The sequence below is a fragment of the Frankia sp. AiPs1 genome, from assembly GCF_023716945.1.
In the GTDB taxonomy this organism is placed as follows: Bacteria; Actinomycetota; Actinomycetes; order Frankiales; family Frankiaceae; genus Frankia.
In genome coordinates this window covers 67,840-89,862 of sequence record NZ_JAMQQF010000001.1, presented here as the reverse complement: position 1 = coordinate 89,862, position 22,023 = coordinate 67,840, and the positions used below count along the sequence as shown (strand labels likewise).

Below are 22,023 nucleotides of genomic sequence, written 5' to 3'. Positions count from 1 at the left end.
TGCTGTCCAACCTCGGTGCCGCGCTGCAGGCCCGGTTCGAGCGGGCCGGGCAGCTCGCCGACCTCGACGCCGCGATCGAGACCTATCGGACGGCAGTCGGGGTGATGGGGGCGTCGCCGCGGACGCGGGCGGTCGCCGCGCGTCGCTGGGGCCGTGTGGCCGCGGGTGGGGGCCGGTGGGAGGAGGCGGTAGCGGGGTTCACGGCCGCGGCCGAGTTGCTCGCCCAGGTCGCACCGCGCAGCCTGGCCCACGGCGATCAGGAGCATCTGCTCGCCGAGTTCGGTGGTCTGGGCACGGACGCGGCGGCCTGCTGCGTGCAGGCCGGCATGGCCGGGCGGGCGGTGGAGCTGTTCGAGCAAGCCCGCGGAGTGCTACTCGGTCAAGCGTTGGACACCCGCACCGACCTGACCACCCTCGTCGAGCGGCGTCCCGACCTGGCCGCCTCGTTCGTTCGGCTGCGTGACGTCCTGGACCAGGTTGACGACCCGGTCCAGCCCGACCGTTCCAGCAAGGGCGCGGCCGACGCGGCCATTTCCGAGCGGGGGGCGGCGGGTATCGCATTCGAGGAGCTAATCGCGTCGATCCGGCAGTTGGACGGGTTCGAAAACTTTCTCCAGCCCCCACCGATCGACGACCTGCTCGCGACGGCGGCCCACGGTCCGGTCGTGGCGGTGGCGGTCTCGCAGTTCGGGTCGTACGCGCTGCTGCTGACCGACGGCGGAGTTGAGGCGGTTCAGTTGCCTGGGCTGAACCAGGAAGCAATTGCCTACCACGTTTACACGCTTCTCGCCGCGATGGAAGCGCCCTCTGCCGCGGCCAGGGAGCGGGTGGAGGAATGCCTTGAGTGGCTTTGGGATGTCGTGGCCGACCCGGTGCTCGACCGGCTCGGCCTCGTCGGCCCGCCGGTCAACGGTGAGCCGTGGCCACGGGTGTGGTGGTGCCCTTCGGGGCTGTTGTCATTCCTGCCGCTGCACGCTGCAGGCCATCACGGCACCAGGTTCAACGAGGCCCCGGCGACCGTCGTCGACCGGGTGATCTCGTCGTACACGCCGACGCTGCGTGCGTTGGTTCACGCCCGCCACGCCGGCGCGGGCAGGGGTGTCCTCCTCGCCGGCGGCCGGCTGGTCGCGGTGGCCATGCCCCATACGCCCGGCGCTGGCGACCTTCCCGGCGCTGAGATCGAAGTCACCAACCTGCAGACCCTGTTTCCAGGACAGGTTGACGTGTTGATCGGCAAGCAGGCGACCCGGCAGGCGGTGCTTGACAGGCTGCCGGCCGCCCGGTGGGCGCATTTCGCCTGCGCCGCCGCCAACGACTTTTACGACCCCTTGAATGGCAGGCTCCTACTCGTCGACAAGCCGCTGACTGTCCTGGATCTTGCCCGGATGCGGCTGCGCGACGCGGAGCTGGCGTTCCTGTCCACCTCTAATACCGCCCTGCCTGGCGCACGGCTGGCCGACGAGGCGATCCACTTGGCCTCCGCGTTCCAACTCGCTGGCTACCGGCACGTCATCGCCACGCTGTGGCCGATCAGTGACCGGCACGCCCTTACCGTTGCCGACAAGATCTACGCGACCCTAGTCACGACCGGAGACGTCGGCTCCGCCGTCCATAGCGTCGCACGCACGTTGCGTAGCCTATGGGCTGCTGATCCTTCGGCGTGGGCATCCCACATCCACGTAGGCGCCTGACACAGGTGCGCCCGGACGGGAAACACGGTCCAGCGCAGACAAGGCCGCCGCAGCCACCCGACTTGGCGCACCGGCCGAGGACCAAGCTCAGACGGTGTAGTCGTTCACCGTGAGGATGACGGCCCGATAGGCACCGCGCGGGCGACCACGATGTGATCCGTCAGCCGGACGGGAGGATCAGCGACCGGCGAGATCCGCGTCCTCGGTTCGCCGCCCTAGTCTACGACGTCGGCCGGTTGCTGCGGCCATCCAGCGCGCCGTGGGTGTCGGTGCGCAGTTGGGTGACCAGGCCGCGGGCGGTCTCGGTGCCGACGGCGAGCCGTTTGCGCAGGGTTTCTGCGGAGATTGGGCGTTGGTGCTGCTGCCAGTGCAGGACGTCCTCGGCGCGGGCGCGGTGCAGCAGGTCCTGCCTGCGAGCCTCGCGAGCGGCCTCGCGTGCCGTCGGACCTCGACGGTAGTCTGGTCGTGTGTTGGCTCGGCTGTCGACGCGGGTGCCGGCTCGCGGCGGTTGGCCTCCGCCGGGGGCGGGCTCTTGGCTCGAAGGCAGGCACCGGCTCGAGGCAGGCGGCCCGGTCCGGGCACTACCGACTGCAAGACGACGCCTCAATGCGGATCTCGCCCGCGAGATCCGCCGCCGACACCACGATGACCACGAGAGCGTGATAAGCCTCGCCGCCGCCTACGATGTTGATCGCGAGACCGTCGCGGATGTACTCCACGGCAGGTCGTTCACCAATGTGGGCGAGCCGCGAGGCGTGGTCCCACAGACCCGCGGCATGTCCGAGCGCACCGTCCTCGACATCCGCCACTCCGTCGCCGACGGCGAACCGGTCCGCGCCGTCGCGGCCAGACTCGGCGTCAGCGAAGACGCAGTCCGCCAGACCGCACGCGGCCGGATCCACCAGTCCGTCGGCGGACCCCGCACCCGTCGTCAACTCACTGCGGCCGACGCCCGCGACATCCGGGAACGCCACGCGCGAGGCGAAACACGCCCAAGCCTCGCGAAGAGATTCGGCAAGTCCAAGGTCACCATCGACGATATCCTCCCTGGACGGACTCACGTCACCGCCGACGACCCACGAACCAAATAACGCAGCCTCAGGCCACCCAGCGGGCCTCGCGCCTTACAGCTGTGAACCTGGTAGGCCAAATCGGCGCGCCTGCGGAAATTGGGTCCTGGGTACAGCGCTCCGCTACTCCCTTACTCTCTAGCCGCCTGTTCGCGGGTGATGCCTCTGGGCGCCCGGAAGGCGCTTACGCTTCTTGCCGTCAACTCGCTCGAAAAGGTTGTTGCGCCACTCCACGCCCGCGAGATTTTCCCGTCCGACTAGTTTGGCGCCCGAGAGGTATCTTTTCCCGTCGAGCAACACTCCAAATATCCTCCCAGCTCCGATTCGGTAGAGACCGCCGACCTGTGGAGCACCACCGCTCATTGGGTCGGTGCCGGTCGATACGGCCTCATGGAACGCGCCGAACATCGCCCTACTCGTGTCGCGGGAAGGGCTCTGCTGCCAGAGGAGCGCCGCGTCGCGCACGGCTCGCGAGCCGCTTCCGTCCACATGGAGGATCGACGACCTCTCGGGCATCGATGGGTCGACAGCCCGCCAGGAGTCTGATGCCGCATTGTACTTGGTTACCGCGAGGTGAAACCGGCAGGACATTCCCTCACCGCTCCGGTAGCCGTGGACTATCCCGAAGTCTTTTCGGTACTTGGACGGGTAGTCGGAATGGAGGAGTCGCACCGCCTCGCGGACGTTCACCTCCCAGCCTCGACCGTCATCGACGAGTAGACCGCGATCGATTCTGTCGGTGATGGTCGGGAGCGCGAGTGCAGGGAACAGGACGTCGCCGACGTATGCGAACAGGTGCGCCTCCGTCAGACAAGCGAACACCTTCCTGCCCTGGTCCCAGCGTTGTTTTGGACCACCCCACGTGATCCTGCTGTCGCTGGCCACGTACAAGGACGACGGCGCACGCGCGTCGACTGCGACCCACGCGACGATAGAAGTCATGCACACTCCGACACCCGGCGGCTGAGGACCACCTATAGTAGAAGCGCCGGCCAGTCCAGATCCGTCGACGGCTGGCCGTGCCTCCTGCCGCTGCTCGCAGCAGCACGGCCGGGGACGCAACTCCTGGGGCCGCCCCGCGGGGCGGTACGAGGTGTCCCTGCGGGCGCCCGAGGGTGCCCGCACCCAGGTCGAGGTCAGGAAGACCGTCAGGCCTCCCAGCGGCACGACCGGCGGGTGTGCGAAGCCCGGGCCAGGGTGCTGTCACGCCTCCCGCCCCCGACGCCAGCTCCACCCACGTTGTTTCTCCGAAGCGGCGCGTCGCCCGGATGATGTCTCCCGATCGTGGACCGTCGAACTCTCGCCGGTGAATCCGCGATCGCTGAGGTCGAGGGCTCGGATGCGCGCGGAGTCGCTGCGCGCATGTCGTAAGGTCTTCATCGGCGGCGCGCGGTGCTGCGTCGATGAGTGCGACTCCTGCTGTCGCCTCATCTCGGCGACCGGGAACAAGTCGGTGCGGTTGATGAGTTCGGTGCGCTGTGACCCAACCATGTGGGCCTTCCACGGTTAGACTTCTAAGGGCTAGGACGACGATGCTTTACCTCGACTGCCACACCCCGGCGTCTGCGCTGCGCTCGCTGACCGCTGCGTTTCACGTCCGGGAGGACGTCTTGGTCAGGGCAATCCGTGAGCGCAGCATGGAAGGCGACTTCACTGGCGAGCACGAAGAGCAAGCCGTCAAGGCATTCTTGTCAGAGGTCAATGTCGAATTCGACTCTACGAGGTTTGGCGGGGCGTACTATTTCCACGGTACCCGCTCGTTTGATCCGGATTCATTTCTCCGCGAAGGGATCCTTCCGCTAGGTCAAGTAATTGAAAGGATCTGGTCGTCTCTGTATGAGCTCATCGGGGATCGGATTACCGAGAGGGATTGGCAGAGGTTCAGAGCTGACCTGGAAGGGAGTGGCAGCGGACATAGCGGGTTTCTTTACCGACACAAAGTGTCAAACGCGTCACTCCATGGTCCGTATGCCCTACTCGTCCGCGGCAATCATTTCAATCCCGGGGCGATCGGCTGTCACGACTATCTCGCAACCCCGGAAATTGTCCAGGACATCGGACGCTCGTTTGGACACAACCTTCAAGAAGCATTCGAGGCGGCATCCAAAAAATGCATCGTGAAGTTCCGTTCTCCGGATGTAGGGAAGGCGGCGGTGATCGCCGCTTTCTGGTACGTGTATTCGGCGATTCGAAGTGATCATGATCCTGCCGGCTGGGCGAGCCTGTATGGCGTGGACTGCAAAGGTAGCGTCGCGCCGAACGATGTCGTGGGCGTGGAGCAGCTACCGTGACCTGTGAACGGCATCTTCGCGCTGTTGCCCGGGGACGAAGTCCGGCCGTTTCTCATGCGCCGCCGGCGGGTTTTACGCCTTCCTGGTAGTCGACGAAAATGCCAGCTCGGATGCGTGCGTCTTCGATGATGGTACGGAGCCGATCGAACAGGTCCGGGCGTATCAAAAGGTCGGCTCCTTCAACCGCGGGCATAAGCGGCTGTACGTTTCCGTCGTGAACGAGGTGGCCATGCCACTGGCGGCAAATGATGCCCGCTCCATTGTTGTCGCTGAGACTGAACCCGCATATGCCTGCGGTGGGCCGTAGCCTGAGTGCCATGACCACGTCAAGAATGGGCGCGAGAACATTCAGAGGTGTCCCGAGGCCGGTGTGGATTTGGTTGGTAAGTGCTACAGCGGGAAAGCTGCCGGTTGAAAGGCGCCGGGTCGCGACACGTGGATTGACGATCTCTTCCAGCTGCTCTGGTTGCCAGATCCACAGCTGCCATGGGACTTCCGTGAAGGGCGGCGACTTCGCTGGGGGTTCAGTGTCCGTCACCTCCAGCCCGACGGCGATCAGCACCTGCCGGGCTGGACAGTCGTGATGTCTGTTCGCGGGCGTCCGGTGACGTTCGATCATGCCGATCTGTGCCCAGCCAGCGTGGGCACCGTCCTCGACGCTGGCGAGCGCTGCTGCTCCGCTTGGAAGGCAGCGCAGTGCGGCGGCTGTCTCAAGCCCGCTGGGAGGCCAAGGGCTCGGGTCGCTGCCATATGTGTCTCTGGCCCACGGGGCAGGTGGGATCGACCATGTCAGGGGTTCGGGCCGCGTGAGGGGCCGTGGAACTCGGGCGAGTTCGGCGCGGAGGGCGAAGCGTGGATCGTCGCTGAGCCGTGTGGCCATGGCGTGCTCGTAGCGGCGTGCGTCGAAGAGTTTCCCGGCCTGGGCCAGGGCCACACGGAGGCCTGCACCCGCTCGTTGCAGTGCGTCCTCGGCTGCTGCGTCAACTGCGAGGTACGCGTCGGGGAAGAGGCTGCTCCCAGGCCGGCGCAGGTGTTGGATCTGTGCATGCATGAGTTCGCCGGCGTCGCCTGAGAGGGCAGCAGCCGCGAGGTCGATTGCCGCTTCGCGCAGCCCCGGTAGATTGTCCACCGCGTCGAGCCGGGAGGCCGAAAGTTCGTCGATGGCCGCCGCGGCGACTGCGCGGTGATCAGACGTCACGGGATGTCCACCTCGGCGTTGGCAGCGATGGCCCAGGCAAGCTTTGGGTGGGCAGGGGTCGCGGGAGGGTCAGGCGTGGGCAGGCCGGCAGCGGCCAGGGCGTTGGCAGCGGCAGTGCGGACCGAGAGCATGTCGCTTTGTGCGAGGACCTCAAGCTGCGCGACGAGAGTGACGCACAACGGTCCGTTCTGGAGCTCGTCGCGAAGAACGGTGAGTAGCCAGGTGAGAGGGCCGGCACCGAGATCGGCGGCGAGCACGTCTGCCACTGCGGCTTGTGCTGCGGCTGGTCGGGCGGCCAAGAGGACGGCGGCGGCGAGGAGCGCGCGGCGCCGATCACCGCGGTCAGGCATCGCGAGAGTCGCGAGGGCGAGGCGGCTGAGCGCGGCGTCCTCGACCGGCTGACGGACCGGTCCCGGTGCCGGCCGGTACAGGCCGACGCCGATATCAGCATCACCTGGCAGCCGCTGGGCGATGATCCCGAAGGCCGCGTCCCAGCACGCAGAGGCGTCGATAGGGCTCTGCCAGGAGATCGCGGGAGGAGAGTCTGCAAATGCCGCGATGAGCGCCCGGGTGACACCGTAGGTGCCGTACTTCCGGCCGGCGACTACGGCTGCGACTTCTTCGGCAAGAGTGGCTGCTGCCGCCGCCGGATCGAGAACGTTGGCCTGCTGCCAGAGATCGAGCCGGTCACCCCCCGCGAAGGTGAGCCAGCCTCCGCCGCCGCGGATCTTCGTGAAGGCAAGCGTAAAGGCCACAGCGGTGAGCCGGTCGAGGCTACCGGGACTGGCTGAGCTGCTGCGCCGCCGGTCGAGTCCGGCGGCGAGATCGGCGAGCACCTCGGTCGCACCCAAAAGGCCAAACTCGTCAGCGATGCGACGAAGGAGCTGCTCCGCTGCCGCGGGCCCGTCTGCGGTCGCGACCTCGATGAGACGCCAGCCGATCGCGTTGGTCAGCATGTCGGCTGACCAGTGCGATGCGGCGGTCTCGTCGTATGGCTTACTGCCGTAGGTACGGACGGCGGCGATGGCGCCGATGCCTCCAGGCGGAAACACGTCTCGAAACTGGCCACGGATGCGCGTCGCGGTGTCGATCGTGCGTGTGGGCTGATCACGTAGGCCGTTACCGTTGTCGGGCTTCGGTTCGCGGGGCGGCGCGCCGTCTCCACCGAGCCGGTGCGCGGCCTGGTGCAATGCAGCGTTCGGTTCGGGTCCGTCCTCGGACGATGATGTCTGCATCAGGGGCTGATCGTCGTAGGTACTCGTGATGGCGTTCACGAGGACGGGCAGGACACCCGTGGCATGAGCGGGGTCCTCGGGGGGCAGCGCTTCGAGGCGGCCGAGGAGGGCCAGGTCGTTGTCGAGGTTCCGGCCGCCGGGACCTGCGGCTACCCGCAATGCTGCGAGCACGACCGGGTCGGCGGCGGTCTGCCCCGCGAGAAGCCTGTGATGGGCAGCGTCCACCAGCGCGTCGGGCAGACCGGGTGCGTTGAGGAGGGTTGTCGTGGCCAGGTCGGCGGCAGCGTTCGGGTCGAGGTCGGCGAGGCGACGCCACCAGTTGTGCGGTGCCGCCCAGGTGCTGCGCCCGTCGGTGCGCTGCGCGACGAGGTACGCGAGTGGCTGCGCCTGCGCGAGTCGCGCCCGCGCCTGACCGAGATTTCCTGCGGCAAGCGCCGGCACTGAATCGAGCAGCTCGTAGATGGTGGTTTCCTTGCGACCGCTATAGGCGGCCATGTAGTGGGCGGCGCGGTCCCAGCAGCGACGAGCCTCGACCGTGTTACCGGCGGCCAGGTTCAGCCGGGCCATCTCAAGCTCGAAGGCCGCGCTTTCGGAGTAGAGGCCGGTGCGGCTCGTGTGCGTGTCCCTCAGCTCTTGGGTCAGTCGCTGGACGACGGGGGCGCCCGTCCGACTCAGCAGTGCGAGCAGATCGGTGGTGACCAGAGGCCCGGTCGTTGTGTGAGGGCGAGTCCAGGTGGTGGTGCCGGTGCTGACCGCGTTGAGCGAGGTGAGAGCGGCCTCCAGATCCTCGTGCTGGAGGAGGGCGGCGGCGTCGTCGATGGCCTGGTGGATGTATCGGCCGATCTCCCAAAAGTCTCGGGCACCCGGCCTGCCGGCAGACGGTTCCTCAGTCCGGGCGAGATGGTCGAGGGCGAGGCGGACGGTCGTGGAGGCGGCATCTGGGGCGAGCAGGCCGGCGTCGACGTCGCGCCGGAGACCGGTGGTAGTGATGACGAACCGTAGCCAGGCGCGGAAGAAGCCAGGTCCGGTAACTAGGGGAAGCAAACGGCTGGGCGCGTGAGGATGCCGCTCGTGCGCTACGGCTAGCAACCTCAGCCATCGCCGCATCGCCTCAGACAGACCGGGGTTCGGGTGGCGCAGCAGGTCCGCGGTGGCCGCGCTCAGGGTCGCGTGGGTGTCGGGCCCGAGTATGTCGTCGGCGAGGTCGGCAGTCGGGACGCCATGACGCATGAGGCGCCGTGGGTCAACCGTCGAAGAGCATGCCCAAGAAGCGACGGCGAGCGTCCGGGGGGATGGCAGGCCGCCGCGATCGGTCGCCGACGTTTCGGCGAGTCGCAGTAGGAGTGTGGCGCGTGTTTCCTCGTCTTCGAGGAGCGGAATGGTGTCGAGGAGCGGTTGAGGGCTGAGGCAGTCCAGCAGAACGTCGAGCACCCGACCGGGCGCTGGCAGCCCGTCCTGGCCGAGAAACCGGGCAACACGTTCTGAGACTGTTCCGGTGCTGTCGGCCCCGAGTTCTGCTTCGGAGTTCCTGTCTTCCAGCCGCAGCGAGCCTCGTAGCTCGGCCAGAAATACTTCCGTGTCGATTTCATCGCCGTAGTCGACGTTGTCTGTCTGACGACTTTTCTCCCGCGCGGCGAGATAGACCGCCCAAGGCGCGGCACCGCCAGCAGTATCGACGGCGTTGCACAGCATCAGCCCCCACCGCGCCGGCATGGTAGCGACCCCGTCATAGACAAGTGACGCGGCGACAGCGTCTACACCAACAATCTTGATCAGCACGTCGGCATAGGTGACGAGGGTATTGGTAATACCTTCGTCCTCATAGGTGTCGGCCGCGCGGCGGAGTTCAACACACCGGACAAGTGTCCGCCAGTCCCCAAGGACCGAGCTTCGCCGCGCGGCCAGATTCAAGGTATGAGTGATCGCTGCGGGCGGCTGAAGGCCACCGATCGCACGTGAAAGGAAATCAGGTCCGATCAGGGCGGCCAGGTCGCCGTCGCGGCCGAGATCAGCCAGCAGTTCCGGAAGGTGACGGAATGCGCGAGCATCCGTGAAAAACCCGCGCCGCGTTAGCCAGTCGGCTGCTGCCTCACGGATATTGCCGATCCAGGTCTCATCCCGCACAGCGCAGCGAATGAACCGGCTGAAGCTTTCATGGTGGATCTTCAGGCCACCGATTCCTGGCTGCTGCGTGATGATCGGTACGATCGCATCGAGCGCCGACCCCAGCGTAGGGGCAACCTGAGGGAAAATGTCGCGAAGCTCGTCAGCGGTTACGGCAAAGTCGCAGACTGCGAGCAAACTGACTGCGGTTTGCTGGCGGCCAGCGAGCCCATTGAACAGATAGGCGTAGTACTCGTCCAAAGTACTGGCGGAGGCCGGGACGTCGCGTAGCCGGTCGAGCGGATCGATCGCCCTAAACTGCTGAGGCTCCGAGTCCCCGAGGTGCGGCCCTGGGCTCACGGCCTGACGACACAGATACGTCACGTACAGCGCGTTACCGCGAGACCTGGAGCTTACCAGCTCGACGACAGAACGTTCCCGGTCTGTGTCACCCGCCTCGGACCCAGCTTCGCCCACGGCGGCGAGCACGCCGAGCCGCTGCACCAAGTCGCGGATCTCATTGTAATCCAGCGGCGGAATAGTCATAGCAGTACCATCGATCCGAGAAAGGTGATCACCTGGTTGGCTGGCGAGCACCAGAACGACGCCAGCCGGCAGATCAACCGCCGCAAGTTCGTCGACGAGCCTGCGGGCGTGGTCCACGGGCGCCCGGAAAGCAGCGCCATCCACATGCCCGAGAACACGGTTGACGTGATCCAGCCCGTCGACAATCAAAGCGATTGGCTGGTCCGGTTGATCCCTCCGGATTCCGACGACTGCCTCTCTTAGGGTGTCGATCGTCGCGGCAAGACGGGGCCGGACCTCTGACAGACCTGCTGGAGCCGCTGCCTCAAGCTGCCCCAGCAAACTACCGAGGACGACTTCCGCAAGCACTCGCCGGTCCCTGTTCGCGTCCTCCGCCCCGAGCCAGCAATGGTGTCGGGCGACGATCCATTCGCCGTGAAGGCGATCCGCGAGCTGTTCGCACAGCCACGACTTCCCGACGCCGGGATCGCCGGTTACGACCAGCAAGCCACCATCCCGCGCTGCCATGCTGGTCGCTCCTACCAGTGCGTCGAGCACCCGCGGTCGCGCGATCTCAACGCTTCGGTCGACAGGGTGACCCTGGCGGACGGCGCCGAAATCGACCGCGAGGTCGAGCCGAGGAAGGAGGCTCGACGCAGTCACGACGCCCTTCGGGCCGTTGAGGCTGCGCGCCGCTTGCGCCGCCTCAATGAGCGCAAGTGCGACATCTTCTGGCGCGCGATGCCGGTTCGGTGGGCGGCCCGCACCGAGCTCGTGGGTGACCCGGCGCAACAGCACCTGTTCTATCGGGCCCGGGTCACGGACGCTGAGCGAGCAGCCGGGAAGTCCAAGGTCGACCACAATACGCTCACACGCACGACGAACCGTATCACTCTCCATATGCGCGAATATCGACCGCCACGGCATAGTGATTCCGAGTGCCTCTGGATCAAATCGAAACCGGCTACGTCCCAGTCCTTGAAACACCGGTCCTGGATCAGAACCCTTCTCGACCGGTTTGAGGATCGAAGCAAAGTCCGCGTCGCGCGGTTCCGTATCACGGAGCACAATCCGGTACGTCGTTCCAGGGTAATCGGAAAGATCGCGATTGACGGCTGCTACAAGGAGATCCAGACGAAGGCTGCGACGATCGCCAGTGAAGCTGGCTGCGGCCAACTCGCTGCCGCTGGCCGAATGTTTGATCTGAAGCCGCTCGCGGCCACCACCCCTCCACTCACACGTCACGTCGTCGAAACGGTCTTCATCGAACATTTTGAGGTCGACGATCACCCTGAGCGCGCGGCCGAGCGCGACATCCACGAGCCGGATCGCCGTCAACAGGTCCTGGTAGGCATAGCCGAGGTGCGTCGGTCGCAGCCCCACCGCGTCACCTCTTCGCGCCGTGATGTCTGCCGGCCCGCCCCAGTCGGCGGGCCGCTCACGCCATCCTAGAGATCACGCGGACGTGATCACCCCAACGAGCCTGCCTCGCGAGGTCATCGAGGGCAGGAAGGCTGGACCTGTACTTTGGCCCTGCCATCCGCCCAGGTAATAGTTGACTCGGACCGAGGCGCCGCGAGAATGCCGCCGAGGAGTGCATGGGTGAGCCGCTCAGGGAACTCCGCGAGCGGGTCCCGGCTCGACCCTGCCAGGAACGCCTGCCGCGCTGGTAGGCAGGTCGCGAATGCGTCGAACCGCCGCACGGCGCGATCGAGATGCGCTGGAACTGTCAACCGAGGTTGACGATGTCCGCGTCATCGGTGACCTGCGCGAGCACGAGCGCGGCGTTCTCGGCCAGCAGCCGGCCGGCCTTGCGGGTCAGGTCGAGGGGCCGCTCGACGCCATCGAGCCACAGGGTCGCCGTCGTTGCCAGGGCGAGGTCGACACGTCCGCCGGCGGCGAGGTGCGCGCGCAGCAGGGCGTTGATTCGCAGGCTTGTCTGCTGTCCGACTCCGGGGTTGCGGTAGTTGACGGACAGCCGGCGGCGCAGGCTGTCCGTCTCCCCGATGTAGACCTGCGGCCGGATGTCGGCCACTGCGCCGGTGAGGGTCATCCGGTATAGGCCGGGCGCCTCGTCGAGGCCGCCGAAGGTCGGCTTCCCACCCGGATCGAGGGTGATCATGCCTGCGTCGAGCCACCACAGCCGGACTCGAACGTCGACCGCAGCTCCCACCGGCTGGCGGTCCACCAAGGGCGGAGCAGGGCGGTGTGGGACTGGTGACGTGGCGATCCGACCGCGGTCGGCGTAGCTGCCGCCGCGCGTGCCACGCGCGAACCGGACCCGCTGGCGGTCCAGGTACACCTGCTCGACGTGGAAGCCGGCGGCCCGCCATGCCAACGCCTGGCTGTGGCTGGAGTTGGCCCACCATTGCCGCTGGTCCGACGACGCCGGAAGCGACGAGCCGATAATCTCCCCGATCTGATCGAACCCCAGCTCCACCGTCGCCTGACCGCGATCCTCCGCAACTCGCAGGTATGCGGTCAGCGGGTCATATCTACCCATCAGAACCTCCTGGGCGGATTCTGGCCCTGGACGTGTTGGCCAACAGGCAACGGGCGGCAGAGCTCCTGCTGATCGGAGCGCCGCAGATGATCGATCCGTACTGGCCGGCCGCGATGGGTCCGGCAACGTCGAGCGCGGGCGTGGCCATGCTGGCAAGCTGACGTCGACCCGGCAAGGCCGCCATCGGCACCGACGGGACGTGTCGGTCAGACCTACCCGGCAACGAGCGGGCTGGCAAGGCGGCTCAGGCCAGGTCGAGTAGCCCCAGGGTGGGAACTCCCTGGTCCAGGCTGCGAGCGCGATGTGGTGATATTGACGAATGGCCTCGAAGTCGAAGCGTCGCGCAGCACGCACCAAGAGACAGCGGCGTGCGACATCGAACACCCCTGTCTTCGATGTGCACGCCCAATTCCTCATCAACTCGATGTCACAGATGCAGGATTTCGTTGTCTCCATTGCCCAGGCCGACGACCCTGTCACCGAGATCGATGCCGCGTTCGAGGAGACCCTGAGCCAGTTTGCCGCTCGGCTAAAGGCTTTCAACCCGTTCCGTCTGGCGGAGGTCGCCCGGCTCGCCTTCCTGCCATGGGCCGCAGCCGGACAGATCCCGGTCGATCCGGCCTCCAGCGCGGCGCGGGTCGAGTTGCTGACGGCCCTCGCGCTCGCAGCACGGAACGAGAACAGTCCCGAACCTCGGGAGACACCACCGGCCCAGACACTCAGCCAGTTCGTCTCCGAGGCGTCGGACGAACTGGACCGCCTGTTTCGATTGGCGCACGTCCGCGCCGTCGCTGGCGCCGAGCCTACCGACAAGATGGCGATGATTGCCCTCCTCGTGCGCGGATACGAGGTGTGGGTCCGCAACGGTGCCTACCCCGACATGGCCAAGACGACCCTCGTACAGCTGTTCAACGACAACGACGAAGTACGCAACGAGCTGCTCTCCCGGCTCGGCTTCGACGTCATGGACGCGCTCGCGGTGCTCACGGCAGTTCACCACTTGCAGCTGACCGCGCTGAACGAGCGGTTCCAAGCCATGGCCGACTCGATCCACTCGGCGATGGGATCGGACCCCGACGCGGAGGCAGATCCCGAGATCATCGACGCGGCGCGTGCCGTGGTAGATGCGGCGTGGGAGCCGGACGAGGACGACGTGTCGGTCGGCGTCGACGAGCTGGTCGCAGCCACCGGCGTCCCGCAGAACCGGGTTCGCGCCATCGCGGATCGGTTCCGTCTCGACCTGAGTGCGACCACGCCCGCGGCCGTAATGGAGGCGTTCACCGCAGGCGACAACCCCTGGCGGACCCGCCCGCTCGTTGTCACCGACTCTGGTCGCTTCATGCTGCCTCACGACGCGCTCTCGGCTGACGCGATCCGCCAGAAACTCGAAGCGGAGCTGAAGGATTCTGCTCTCTGGGAGACCTACGCGAAGCACCGCGGCGATCTGCTTGAGACTCGCATCAGCAGTGTCCTTGCCCGGGTCCTTCCATGCGCGAACTTCCGCGACGGATACGAGTACTACGTCCCGGCGACCCAGGAGGAGCTTGACGGCGGCGACCCCAACAAGTACACGAAGCGGGTCGAAGGCGACCATCTGGTCCTCATGGACGATGTCGCTCTGGTCGTCGAGGACAAGGCAGTCGCGTTCAGTGCACAGTCCCGTGGCGGCAAAGTCAACCGTATTCGGACCGACCTGACCGGCATCATTACCAAGGCCGCCATGCAGAGCGGACGGATGCGTGATGCCATCCTGCGCGACGGCGGTGTACGCATCGAGGACGAGGGCTGGGTCGATCTCAGCCACATCCGCGAGGTGCACACCATCGCTGTTAGCCTGGACGACCTGTCGAGCGTGACGACTGCGACCGCGGAACTTGTGCGCGCGGGGATACTCGAACCGAGCAACATCCCATGGACGGTGTCCCTGCACGACTTGGAACTGATCGTTGAGCTGGTCGATCGGCCCGCGGAATTCCTCCTTTACCTGCGGCGTCGCCGGAACCCTGACGTCACGCAGATGTTCAGGGCGTCGGATGAGCTCGACCTCTTCCTTTACTTCTTTGAGGCGGGCCTGTGGGTAGAGCCCGATCCCGACCAGGTTCGCGCAGCGTTCCCGTTCATGCCTGAGCCGACCACCGCCGAGCGTCGCCGCTACCGCGAGCAGGCGCCCGCGTTCGTCACGAGCCGAACCGATGCCCTGGACCGATGGTTCTACTCCAAGCGCGCGTCCGCCGGCGAGGACGGCGCGCCCAAGCCCCGCATGGTGCCATCACCACTCGCGGACACCATCGACGAGCTGGAGGCCCGGAGGGTCCAAGGGTGGCTGAGTATCGGCGCGACCCTGCTGGAAGGGTCCACGCCGACACAGCACAGGCTGGCAAAGAACGTGCGTGCGCTCCTGGACCATCCCTCCGACCATGGGGTCGGTCGCAGCATGACAGTGCCGACCGCGGGGACAACGGTTCGCGAGGAAGGCTGGCTGCTGGTCTGGGCGACACTTCCGGCAGGAACGAACCTCGTGAACGAGGAGCGTCGTCTACGGGGGTACCTCCAGACCAAGAAGCATCAGCTCTCGCTGTCTCGCGGCGCGTTGTTCCTGTACGACGAGACAACCCGCCAACTGGTCGACGTCTACTTCGATGACCATGTCGGGCCGCTGCCGCCGGATCTGGTCGGCTTCCTGCCCACCCTTCGCCCGCCGTCCGCGCTGGTGAATTGGCCCCACCCGGACGGCTGGGCCGTGCCCGCCAGCGGCGGGCGTCGCCAAGGCCGGTGAGCAATGCTGACACCTTCCGTTCATCCAGCCTCAGCGTGACAACGAGGTCGCGACAGGATCCGCGCCGACGCAGGCTCGCGCTGACCCCATCCACGAACCGGCCCGAGCCGGACGGCCTCTATGCAGAGGCTGGCTCGCCGAGGCCGTCGAGGGCGACGTGAGTCTCGGTACGGAGTTGGGTGACCAAGCGGCGGGCCGTACCGGTACCGACGTGCACCCTCTTCCGCAGCGTCTCCGCGGAGATCGGACGCTGGTGCTGCTGCCAGTGCAGCACATCCTCGGCACGTGCTCGGTGCAGAAGATCCTGCTGGCGTGCCTCACCATCGCCGCCCACCGACTTCCCGCCCGCAATCGGTGTCCCTGGTTGTCTGGGCTGGTCGATGGTCCCGGAGGCCGAAGGGACATCCTGCGCCGCCGATACCGCCAAGCCGGCCGAGCGCTCCCCGGCGTCACGGCGGGTGGGGACTGCCGTGGCTTGCATGGCGTAGAGGAGTCCCGGGCCGACTTCTGCCCACCCGATAAGCAGCAGTGGTCCGACGGCGTCGAACGCTGCCTTGCCGTAGTGGCCGGCGATCAGGGGTTCCGCGATGTTCAGCGCGAGAGTTACCTTGCTCGCGAAGATGAGCAGCCTCCGCGCCGAACGCAGCACGTTGACAGGCCCGCCATTCACGGCAAGTTGCCGGCTGCCGAGCAGCAGGCCGACAACTGACAGGTCGACCGCCGGTGCGACCAGCGGTGCGACCCATATCGGGACGCCGAGACGTAGCCCGAGCGCGAGGACATTCCCGAACCCGAACAGGAACGTCAGCGCGACCACGACGCCGACGATCATGGTCACCAGACGGGTCGAACCGTCCAGAACCACCCGAGATTCGGAACGCTTGTTCGACTCGAAAGATGATGTTCCGATGGCCGCGGTCACGAGGCATCGCCCCTGGCCAGAACCCGGCTAGCGACCGGCCGTACAGAGACTTCGGGGCCAGCAACCAAGATCAATCGGTTCGGATGCTGGTACACATGGTCCACCACGCTCCGTAACTAGCATCTGACCTGGTCAAATGAGTTCTACCTACTCGCCGAGGCCAGCGGCTGCTACCTAAATGTGCAGCTGGTACGCATGATCATTCGGTTCGTACGGAAAGATGGTCCCCGCTCGACCGGCCAAATTTGTTGCTGTGCGTGACATCTGGCTGCTGACGGGGCGCCGTGGAGCTCGCCAGGGACGCGAGCCCGATGTAGCAGGTCGTGTCGATGTGCCCGGCCCGCGTCTACGGCTGACCACGGAGTGCGCCGTAGAGATCGTGGCGCTCACGACGCCGCCTGCCCCAAAGAGACGGGTCCGCACGGTGTGTCGCGACGTTCGCTGCGTCGAGGTCATCGCGCGATCAACGAGAACGGTCCCCGTGCGGATCCGATCTGACCTCTCAACGCCTCGCAGATCTTCTCGATCGGCTCGGCGCCGCGCCGGTCAGGACTGTGGGCTGAGCGGGAGTACGAGTAGCTGTCCGGACCAGGTGCCGACGTGGAAGGTCTCGGCCTGCGTGAAGCCCTGCTGCTCGTAGTAGCGCAAGAGTCCTCCGTCGCCGCGGGCCCAGCAGTCGGCCCGTACCTGTTCGGCGCCGTCGGAGGTCGTCTCGCGGACCACCGCGGCGAGCAGCCGCCGGCCGACTCCACGGCCGGCCTACGCCCGAGACGTCACGAACGCTTCGAGGTAGAGCTCAGACCGGTCGGGGGCCGGCACGTATCACGGTGCGGGGCCGACCGCGAGGGCCTCGACGATCTGCCCGTCGAGGTGCGCGACCCGGGCTGCACCCCGATCAATCCAGCCGTGGAGCCGGACCACGAAGTCAGGACTGGCTGCGCTGGCGAGAACGGGATCCAAGATCCAGAAACCGTTGACAGCCTCGATGCTCATGCTCCGAGGCGGACTGAATGGTCCGCGAGATGGTCGAGGAACCTGTGGTTAGCTTCCCAGCCGTCGATGTCTGGCGTTGTCGCGCCGAGCCAGACTGGTTCGCTATGGGGGTAGGCGTCGAGTTGCTCACGGATTCCGGCTCTCGCGACGACGATGCAGGCCTGGCGATGGCGAGAGGCGAGGACGCAGAGCCGGCCGGATTCGAGGTGGAACGCGGAGGCGTCTCGTCGCCCAGAGAGAGGGTGCCAGGCGACGACGACCTCGAACTGACGACCCTGCAGTTTATTGGCCGTGTCGACGGTGATCTCGCGTGGCGGGACGCCGAGGTCGGCGCACGCCTCGTCGATTCGCGCGCGTATCCGCTCTCGTTGATCGCGATGCGTAACGCCGATCGCGATGTCGGCGGGGCGGAGTGGTCTTCGCGTGTCACTGTCGATTACATGTGTTCGGCTGAGGAGGAGGTGCCGTACGACGTCGACGATCGCTTCCACGCACTCGGGGTCGGTGCGTGGCAGGAGGGCTTCGGGAAGTTCTAGGAGGCACCAGCCGTGTTCGATCGCGGTTTCGAGGACGCGGTCGAGGTGGCCGTCGCGGGCCGCTCGGATGGGCGTCCACAAGCCGCGTTCGTCGGCTGTGGATCCAGCGGTGAAGGGCTTCGCGTAGAAGCTGTCGGCGACGACGCGAGCCCCGCTCTCCGGTAGCCGCCAGGAGATCGGGAGTTCGACGGTGGGAGTGGTGGGATAGGTGCGGAGGACTGTGCCCGCGGCAGTCGCCAGTGGCCAGCATCCCGTCGCACGCAGGGCAGCCTCCTCCGCCGTGGTGAAGGGACTGAGCTGGCCGGGGTCGCCGACGAGGAGCAGCCGATCGAATCGTGCGGCGATTCGGACCAGATGCGCCGAGGACACCTGGTAGGCCTCGTCGATGATGCCGATGTCCCAGCGGTGATCTTCCTTGACGTAGGCCCACTTGTCGGCTGGTGCCACGACGATCTGGCAGTTGTCCAAGTCTTCGATCTTGTTCGAGGCGGGGATCCCGGGCGGCGGGGAGTAGCGATCGGCCCGGTGCAGCCTCCCGACGGCGAGGGTCGTGTTGGCGAGGCTGCGCGCGAGGCTGCGGACCAGGTCGTCTGCCTGGTCGTTGGTCTGGGTAATGATCGGAATCTGGCTGCCTGGGGCGAGACGTTGCGCGGTCCGCTGCACCAGAGTCGACTTGCCGGCTCCGGGCGGGGAGTTGACCACAATTGCTCGTGCCTGATCGTCGAACAGCTGCCAGATCCGGTCGACGGCGGCACCGTGTGCGGCGGCTGGAGAGCCGCCGTCCTGCGGGGTCATCGCTCGCCGTCTTGATCGTCGGCGTGGGTCCACGGGAGCTCTGCGGGAAGCGTGTCCTGGTGGTAGTCGCGTGGACCGAAGGGCGAGAACACGACCTGCTGTCCGGGTCGGGGAAGCCGGTGGTGGAGCTTTTTCTGGATAGCGCCGGCGGTGACGTTGAAGGTCACGTCTCCGTCAGTGGTCGTGCCCGTCATGGTCAGGCTCACGACCGGCGGTCTCCCGGGGCTTCTGACGTCCGCGGCTTGAGGTGGGTGCCAGAAGACATCGGTGCCGATGGGACGCAGGAACGGCAGGTGCGGGCGCACCTGGAGACGGGGCGGGCGCCCGGACAGGTCGACGGCGACGACGTCCCCGGATAGCGCCTCGCCGGAGGCGACGTACCCGGCCATGATAAGGGGGTCGTCGAGGGCCATCTCGCGGTTGAGGTCGGCGGTGAGCCGCTCGAGCCGAGTGAGATATCGGAAGACCTGCAGCTGTTTGGGGCGTTTGCGGAAGTACGCCGTTCCGGCACTCACCCGTTCCGTGTGTCGGTTCCATTGGTGGACGTCATGGCTCCAGCGGTCGCGGGTCCGCTCAGCTGGCGGGAGATCGGCCAGTAGGTCGAGAGCGTGCCAGCAGGCCTGCCAGGACGGGCGCAATGCCTCGTCGATCGCCTGGATCATCGGCCTATTCGCCTGGGCCGGGCGCGATTCGACGAGCTTGCCGTAGGCCTTGATCGCGTCGTGAAGCTCAAGGGCCTCCCACTCCGGGTCGGGCACTGGACCTGCCGGAAGTGCGCGCTCGGCTTCCTCCAACGAGTCCGGATCGCTGATCCATGCGAGCTGGCTGGCGATGTTCGCGTTCAAGGCTGCCAGCTGGCCGGTGGTCCAGTGCTGGGCGAGTACCTCGGTGAGCGGGAGAACGAGCGACGAGCCGGGCACCCTCTGACCGGCGAAGAACGACAGGTGCGCTCCTGCGGTGGGAAGGCTCGGATGTACCGGCCAGTCGCCCTCGGACCTCAGGTAGCGCAGCCGCCGTCCCATCAGGTCACACAGCCACTGCGCGGTTGCCTGGTTCGCCACGATCAGCTGAGGGCCGCCCATTCGGACGCGCGTGTCCTGCGGGCGTCTGCTGCTGGCCGAGGGCTGGACGAACTGCGCGACGTAGCCGTTGAGAGCCATCGCGAACTGCGCGAGCTGTGCGAACCGCAGCTTCGGATCGCGGGGCTCGCCGACTCCGATGACGGTCGGCTGTTCACGGCGGGTTCCGTACAGGAGACCGATTGGGGCGCCTGGATCTCCTGGCAGGTGGTAGCCCACGACAACGAATGGCTCTGCGGCGAGGTGAACGTGACGCCTTGCCGCGCGGGCGACGGCACGCCCTCTCTCGATTGCGCTCAGACCGAGGTACACGTCGACGCTCATGCGGCAGCGCCTGCCAGCTGTACCGCGATGGCAGCGCGGCGTAGTTCCTCGGCGACCGCCTTCTCGGCCGCGGTGGTGGGTGTCCGGGTACCGGCGGTGAGGGCGAGGGCGTGTGAGACGGTGGAGACGTCGCCGCACATGTTGGCAGCTTGCGTACCGAGCTGCGCGACGCTTTCCTCGCGTTGTGCCTGACCGCGGCAGAAGTCGAGCAGCGGGCAGCCTGTGCATCCGTCGCCAAACCGCATGGGAAGAGCGCCGACCGCCTCGCGCGCCTGGGCGCTGGCCGCCGTCCGCTCCGTCTGGCTGGTGTCCCTGCTGGGGAGCGCCGGTAGAGACACGGCCGTCGGAATCTGCGCCGCGAGCTGCGTGACATGGGGGAAGTTCGCCAGGACCCGCTCCAGACGCCGCACCTGGGGGCGCAGGTCGAGCAGGCTACCGGATGCCTCGAGTGTGAAGTCGCGGGTCATCACCAGAAGGCCTTGGGAGGCGATCCGGGACGAGGGCTGCCCCAGGTTCTCGACGAGCCGGCACAGGGCGACCATGTAGACCGCCGTCTGGCGGGCGGCTTCCGCTGTCTTCGCGGGATCGGCGATGCCATCGATGCAGGGAAAAGACTTGATCTCGATCGGCGCGAGCGTGCCCGACGCGGCGTAGGCCAGCAGGTCCGGCTCCAGATATGTGGGCATGTCGCCGAGCGTCAGGACGAGATAAGGGTGTCGCAGCAGGTTGATCGCCCGCTGATCGCCGGCGAGCATCTGGGCGACGGAGTCGCGCGTCGTCCTCACCCTGTGGTCCGTGAGGGCGTCCCGGTCCAGGTCCGGGAACTGGGTGCGCACCTGGACGGTGGACAGGTCCTGCTCGCGTACCTCGCGAACGTCGAGTGCGAGCTGCTCACGTACCAGTGGCAGCAGGAAGGACATCGCATTGGACGTCACGCTCTGCTCGAAACGCACGCCTCGCTGCAGTGCGTATGAGCTCTGCCGCGGCTCGCGGCAGCCAATGAGCGGTGCCAGATCTTTCATCGGCACCGATGCGGCATCGATCACCTGACGACGCATGCATCCGGGAGCGTCCAGCAGTCCGGCGATGCGCCGAGCGTCGAGCGGCTTGGCCGGGAAGTCGCCGCGGAAGTGCACGAGACGTTCCCGGGCGTCACGGAAGATCATCCAGTGGCCTCTGAGGAGGGTCGGTTGGCGAGGCGCATAGTAGCGCCGAACAATTGGGTTTCGGGGTCAAGCTTCGCGTGGGCCCGTTCCGCGGCCTCAGCGCGTTCGGTTGTGTCGGTATCCGAGATCTGCTGTAGCTCGCGTTCCGCGGCCTCACGGACGGAGCTGTAGTCAAATCCACCCCTGATCTCAACGGCGCCAGCGATCGTGTGTGCGAAGCGCCAGACAAGACGTCGGAGGTTCGGTGCCCACGGCGAGTCGGGCGTGCGATCGAGCTCGTCGACCAGCCGCATGATGATGTACAGGACGTCCACCCTGGCGCTGGCAGGCGCGATCAGTCTGATCTCCAGCGGCCAGCTCGACAGGGCGAGCATTCCCCTCACGGGGGCGAACCGGTCGAACGTGAGAGCTGGAACGACGTACACCGGCCGGGCGAGCGAACGGGCACCCGGTGCGGTGCCGCGGTGGGCGGCCTGCCAGGAGCGCTGTTCGTCCCGGCGCAACGATGCCAGCCGGCTTGGCTGGATCGTCTCACCGAACCGGGCGGTCGCGACGTCTCGGATGAGGGAGACCGAGGCGGGCCGGCTCAGAATCCCGAGGATGGCGGCCACCTGCTCCCTGATCGGAGGAGCCGCATCGAACGCTCCGCTGCCCGCCGAGGCGCGCTGCAGCAGGCGATTGCGGTGCCGCTCCGCCACGCTCAGTTCGGCAAGTAGCCGGTCAGCCTCACCAAGGTCGTCAGCATCGAGCGCCGCAGCCAGACGCTGCTGCAGCCGAGTCACCTCGGCCATCGCTGCTTGGACATCCGGCATGCTT

At 66.8% G+C, this 22,023-nt stretch carries 15 protein-coding genes; 3 read left to right on the top strand and 12 right to left on the bottom strand.

Annotated features, from left to right (window positions below; all coding sequences use genetic code 11):
* On the top strand, positions 1 to 1,691 hold a 1,691-nt coding region (locus tag ND748_RS00335; RefSeq protein ID WP_251743276.1), incomplete at its 5' end, for a CHAT domain-containing protein.
* A gap of 581 nt (positions 1,692 to 2,272) precedes the next feature.
* Here ND748_RS00335 and ND748_RS00325 read toward each other — a convergent pair.
* Positions 2,273 to 2,752 carry a hypothetical protein gene (locus ND748_RS00325; protein WP_251743275.1) on the bottom strand — a complete coding sequence of 160 codons (480 nt, stop codon included), beginning with the start codon at positions 2,750 to 2,752 and terminating at the stop codon, positions 2,273 to 2,275.
* Between the two features lie 147 nt (positions 2,753 to 2,899).
* Complete coding sequence (locus ND748_RS00320; protein WP_251743274.1) at positions 2,900 to 3,703, bottom strand: hypothetical protein; 804 nt, start codon at positions 3,701 to 3,703, stop codon at positions 2,900 to 2,902.
* A 590-nt stretch (positions 3,704 to 4,293) separates the two neighbouring features.
* Here ND748_RS00320 and ND748_RS00315 point away from each other — a divergent pair.
* Positions 4,294 to 5,052: a hypothetical protein gene (locus ND748_RS00315; protein ID WP_251743273.1), complete on the top strand. Its 759-nt coding sequence runs from the start codon at positions 4,294 to 4,296 to the stop codon at positions 5,050 to 5,052.
* Between the two features lie 52 nt (positions 5,053 to 5,104).
* Here the strand turns inward: ND748_RS00315 and ND748_RS00310 are convergent, their stop codons facing one another.
* The 3 genes from ND748_RS00310 to ND748_RS00300 form a co-directional block, all read right to left on the bottom strand.
* Positions 5,105 to 6,250: a hypothetical protein gene (locus ND748_RS00310; RefSeq protein WP_251743272.1), complete on the bottom strand. Its 1,146-nt coding sequence runs from the start codon at positions 6,248 to 6,250 to the stop codon at positions 5,105 to 5,107.
* Positions 6,247 to 11,496 carry an ATP-binding protein gene (locus ND748_RS00305; protein ID WP_251743271.1) on the bottom strand — a complete coding sequence of 1,750 codons (5,250 nt, stop codon included), beginning with the start codon at positions 11,494 to 11,496 and terminating at the stop codon, positions 6,247 to 6,249. Before ND748_RS00305 ends, ND748_RS00310 begins: the two co-directional genes overlap by 4 nt.
* 346 nt (positions 11,497 to 11,842) lie before the next feature.
* Positions 11,843 to 12,616: a hypothetical protein gene (locus ND748_RS00300; RefSeq protein ID WP_251743270.1), complete on the bottom strand. Its 774-nt coding sequence runs from the start codon at positions 12,614 to 12,616 to the stop codon at positions 11,843 to 11,845.
* A 319-nt stretch (positions 12,617 to 12,935) separates the two neighbouring features.
* Between ND748_RS00300 and ND748_RS00295 the strand changes: the two genes are divergently transcribed.
* Complete coding sequence (locus ND748_RS00295; protein ID WP_251743269.1) at positions 12,936 to 15,392, top strand: hypothetical protein; 2,457 nt, start codon at positions 12,936 to 12,938, stop codon at positions 15,390 to 15,392.
* A 118-nt stretch (positions 15,393 to 15,510) separates the two neighbouring features.
* Here ND748_RS00295 and ND748_RS00290 read toward each other — a convergent pair whose 3' ends face one another.
* The 7 genes from ND748_RS00290 to ND748_RS00260 all read right to left on the bottom strand — a co-directional run bounded on the left by ND748_RS00290 (position 15,511) and on the right by ND748_RS00260 (position 21,998).
* Entirely contained in the window at positions 15,511 to 16,314 is an 804-nt protein-coding gene (locus ND748_RS00290) for a hypothetical protein (protein WP_251743268.1), read from the bottom strand.
* 546 nt (positions 16,315 to 16,860) lie between these two features.
* Entirely contained in the window at positions 16,861 to 17,037 is a 177-nt protein-coding gene (locus ND748_RS00285; RefSeq protein WP_251743267.1) for a hypothetical protein, read from the bottom strand.
* Between the two features lie 99 nt (positions 17,038 to 17,136).
* Positions 17,137 to 17,307, bottom strand: a complete 171-nt coding sequence (locus ND748_RS00280) for a hypothetical protein (RefSeq protein ID WP_251743266.1) — start codon at positions 17,305 to 17,307, stop codon at positions 17,137 to 17,139.
* The gene (locus ND748_RS00275) at positions 17,304 to 18,638 is read right to left on the bottom strand and encodes an AAA family ATPase (RefSeq protein ID WP_251743265.1); all 1,335 of its coding nucleotides are present in this window, start codon (positions 18,636 to 18,638) and stop codon (positions 17,304 to 17,306) included. Before ND748_RS00275 ends, ND748_RS00280 begins: the two co-directional genes overlap by 4 nt.
* Positions 18,635 to 20,041 carry a hypothetical protein gene (locus tag ND748_RS00270; protein WP_251743264.1) on the bottom strand — a complete coding sequence of 469 codons (1,407 nt, stop codon included), beginning with the start codon at positions 20,039 to 20,041 and terminating at the stop codon, positions 18,635 to 18,637. The genes ND748_RS00275 and ND748_RS00270 overlap by 4 nt, the downstream gene beginning before the upstream one ends.
* Positions 20,038 to 21,207 carry a hypothetical protein gene (locus tag ND748_RS00265; RefSeq protein ID WP_251743263.1) on the bottom strand — a complete coding sequence of 390 codons (1,170 nt, stop codon included), beginning with the start codon at positions 21,205 to 21,207 and terminating at the stop codon, positions 20,038 to 20,040. Before ND748_RS00265 ends, ND748_RS00270 begins: the two co-directional genes overlap by 4 nt.
* Positions 21,204 to 21,998, bottom strand: coding sequence for a hypothetical protein (locus ND748_RS00260; RefSeq protein WP_251743262.1), 795 nt, complete (start codon positions 21,996 to 21,998; stop codon positions 21,204 to 21,206). The genes ND748_RS00265 and ND748_RS00260 overlap by 4 nt, the downstream gene beginning before the upstream one ends.
* Positions 21,999 to 22,023: the final 25 nt, after the last annotated feature.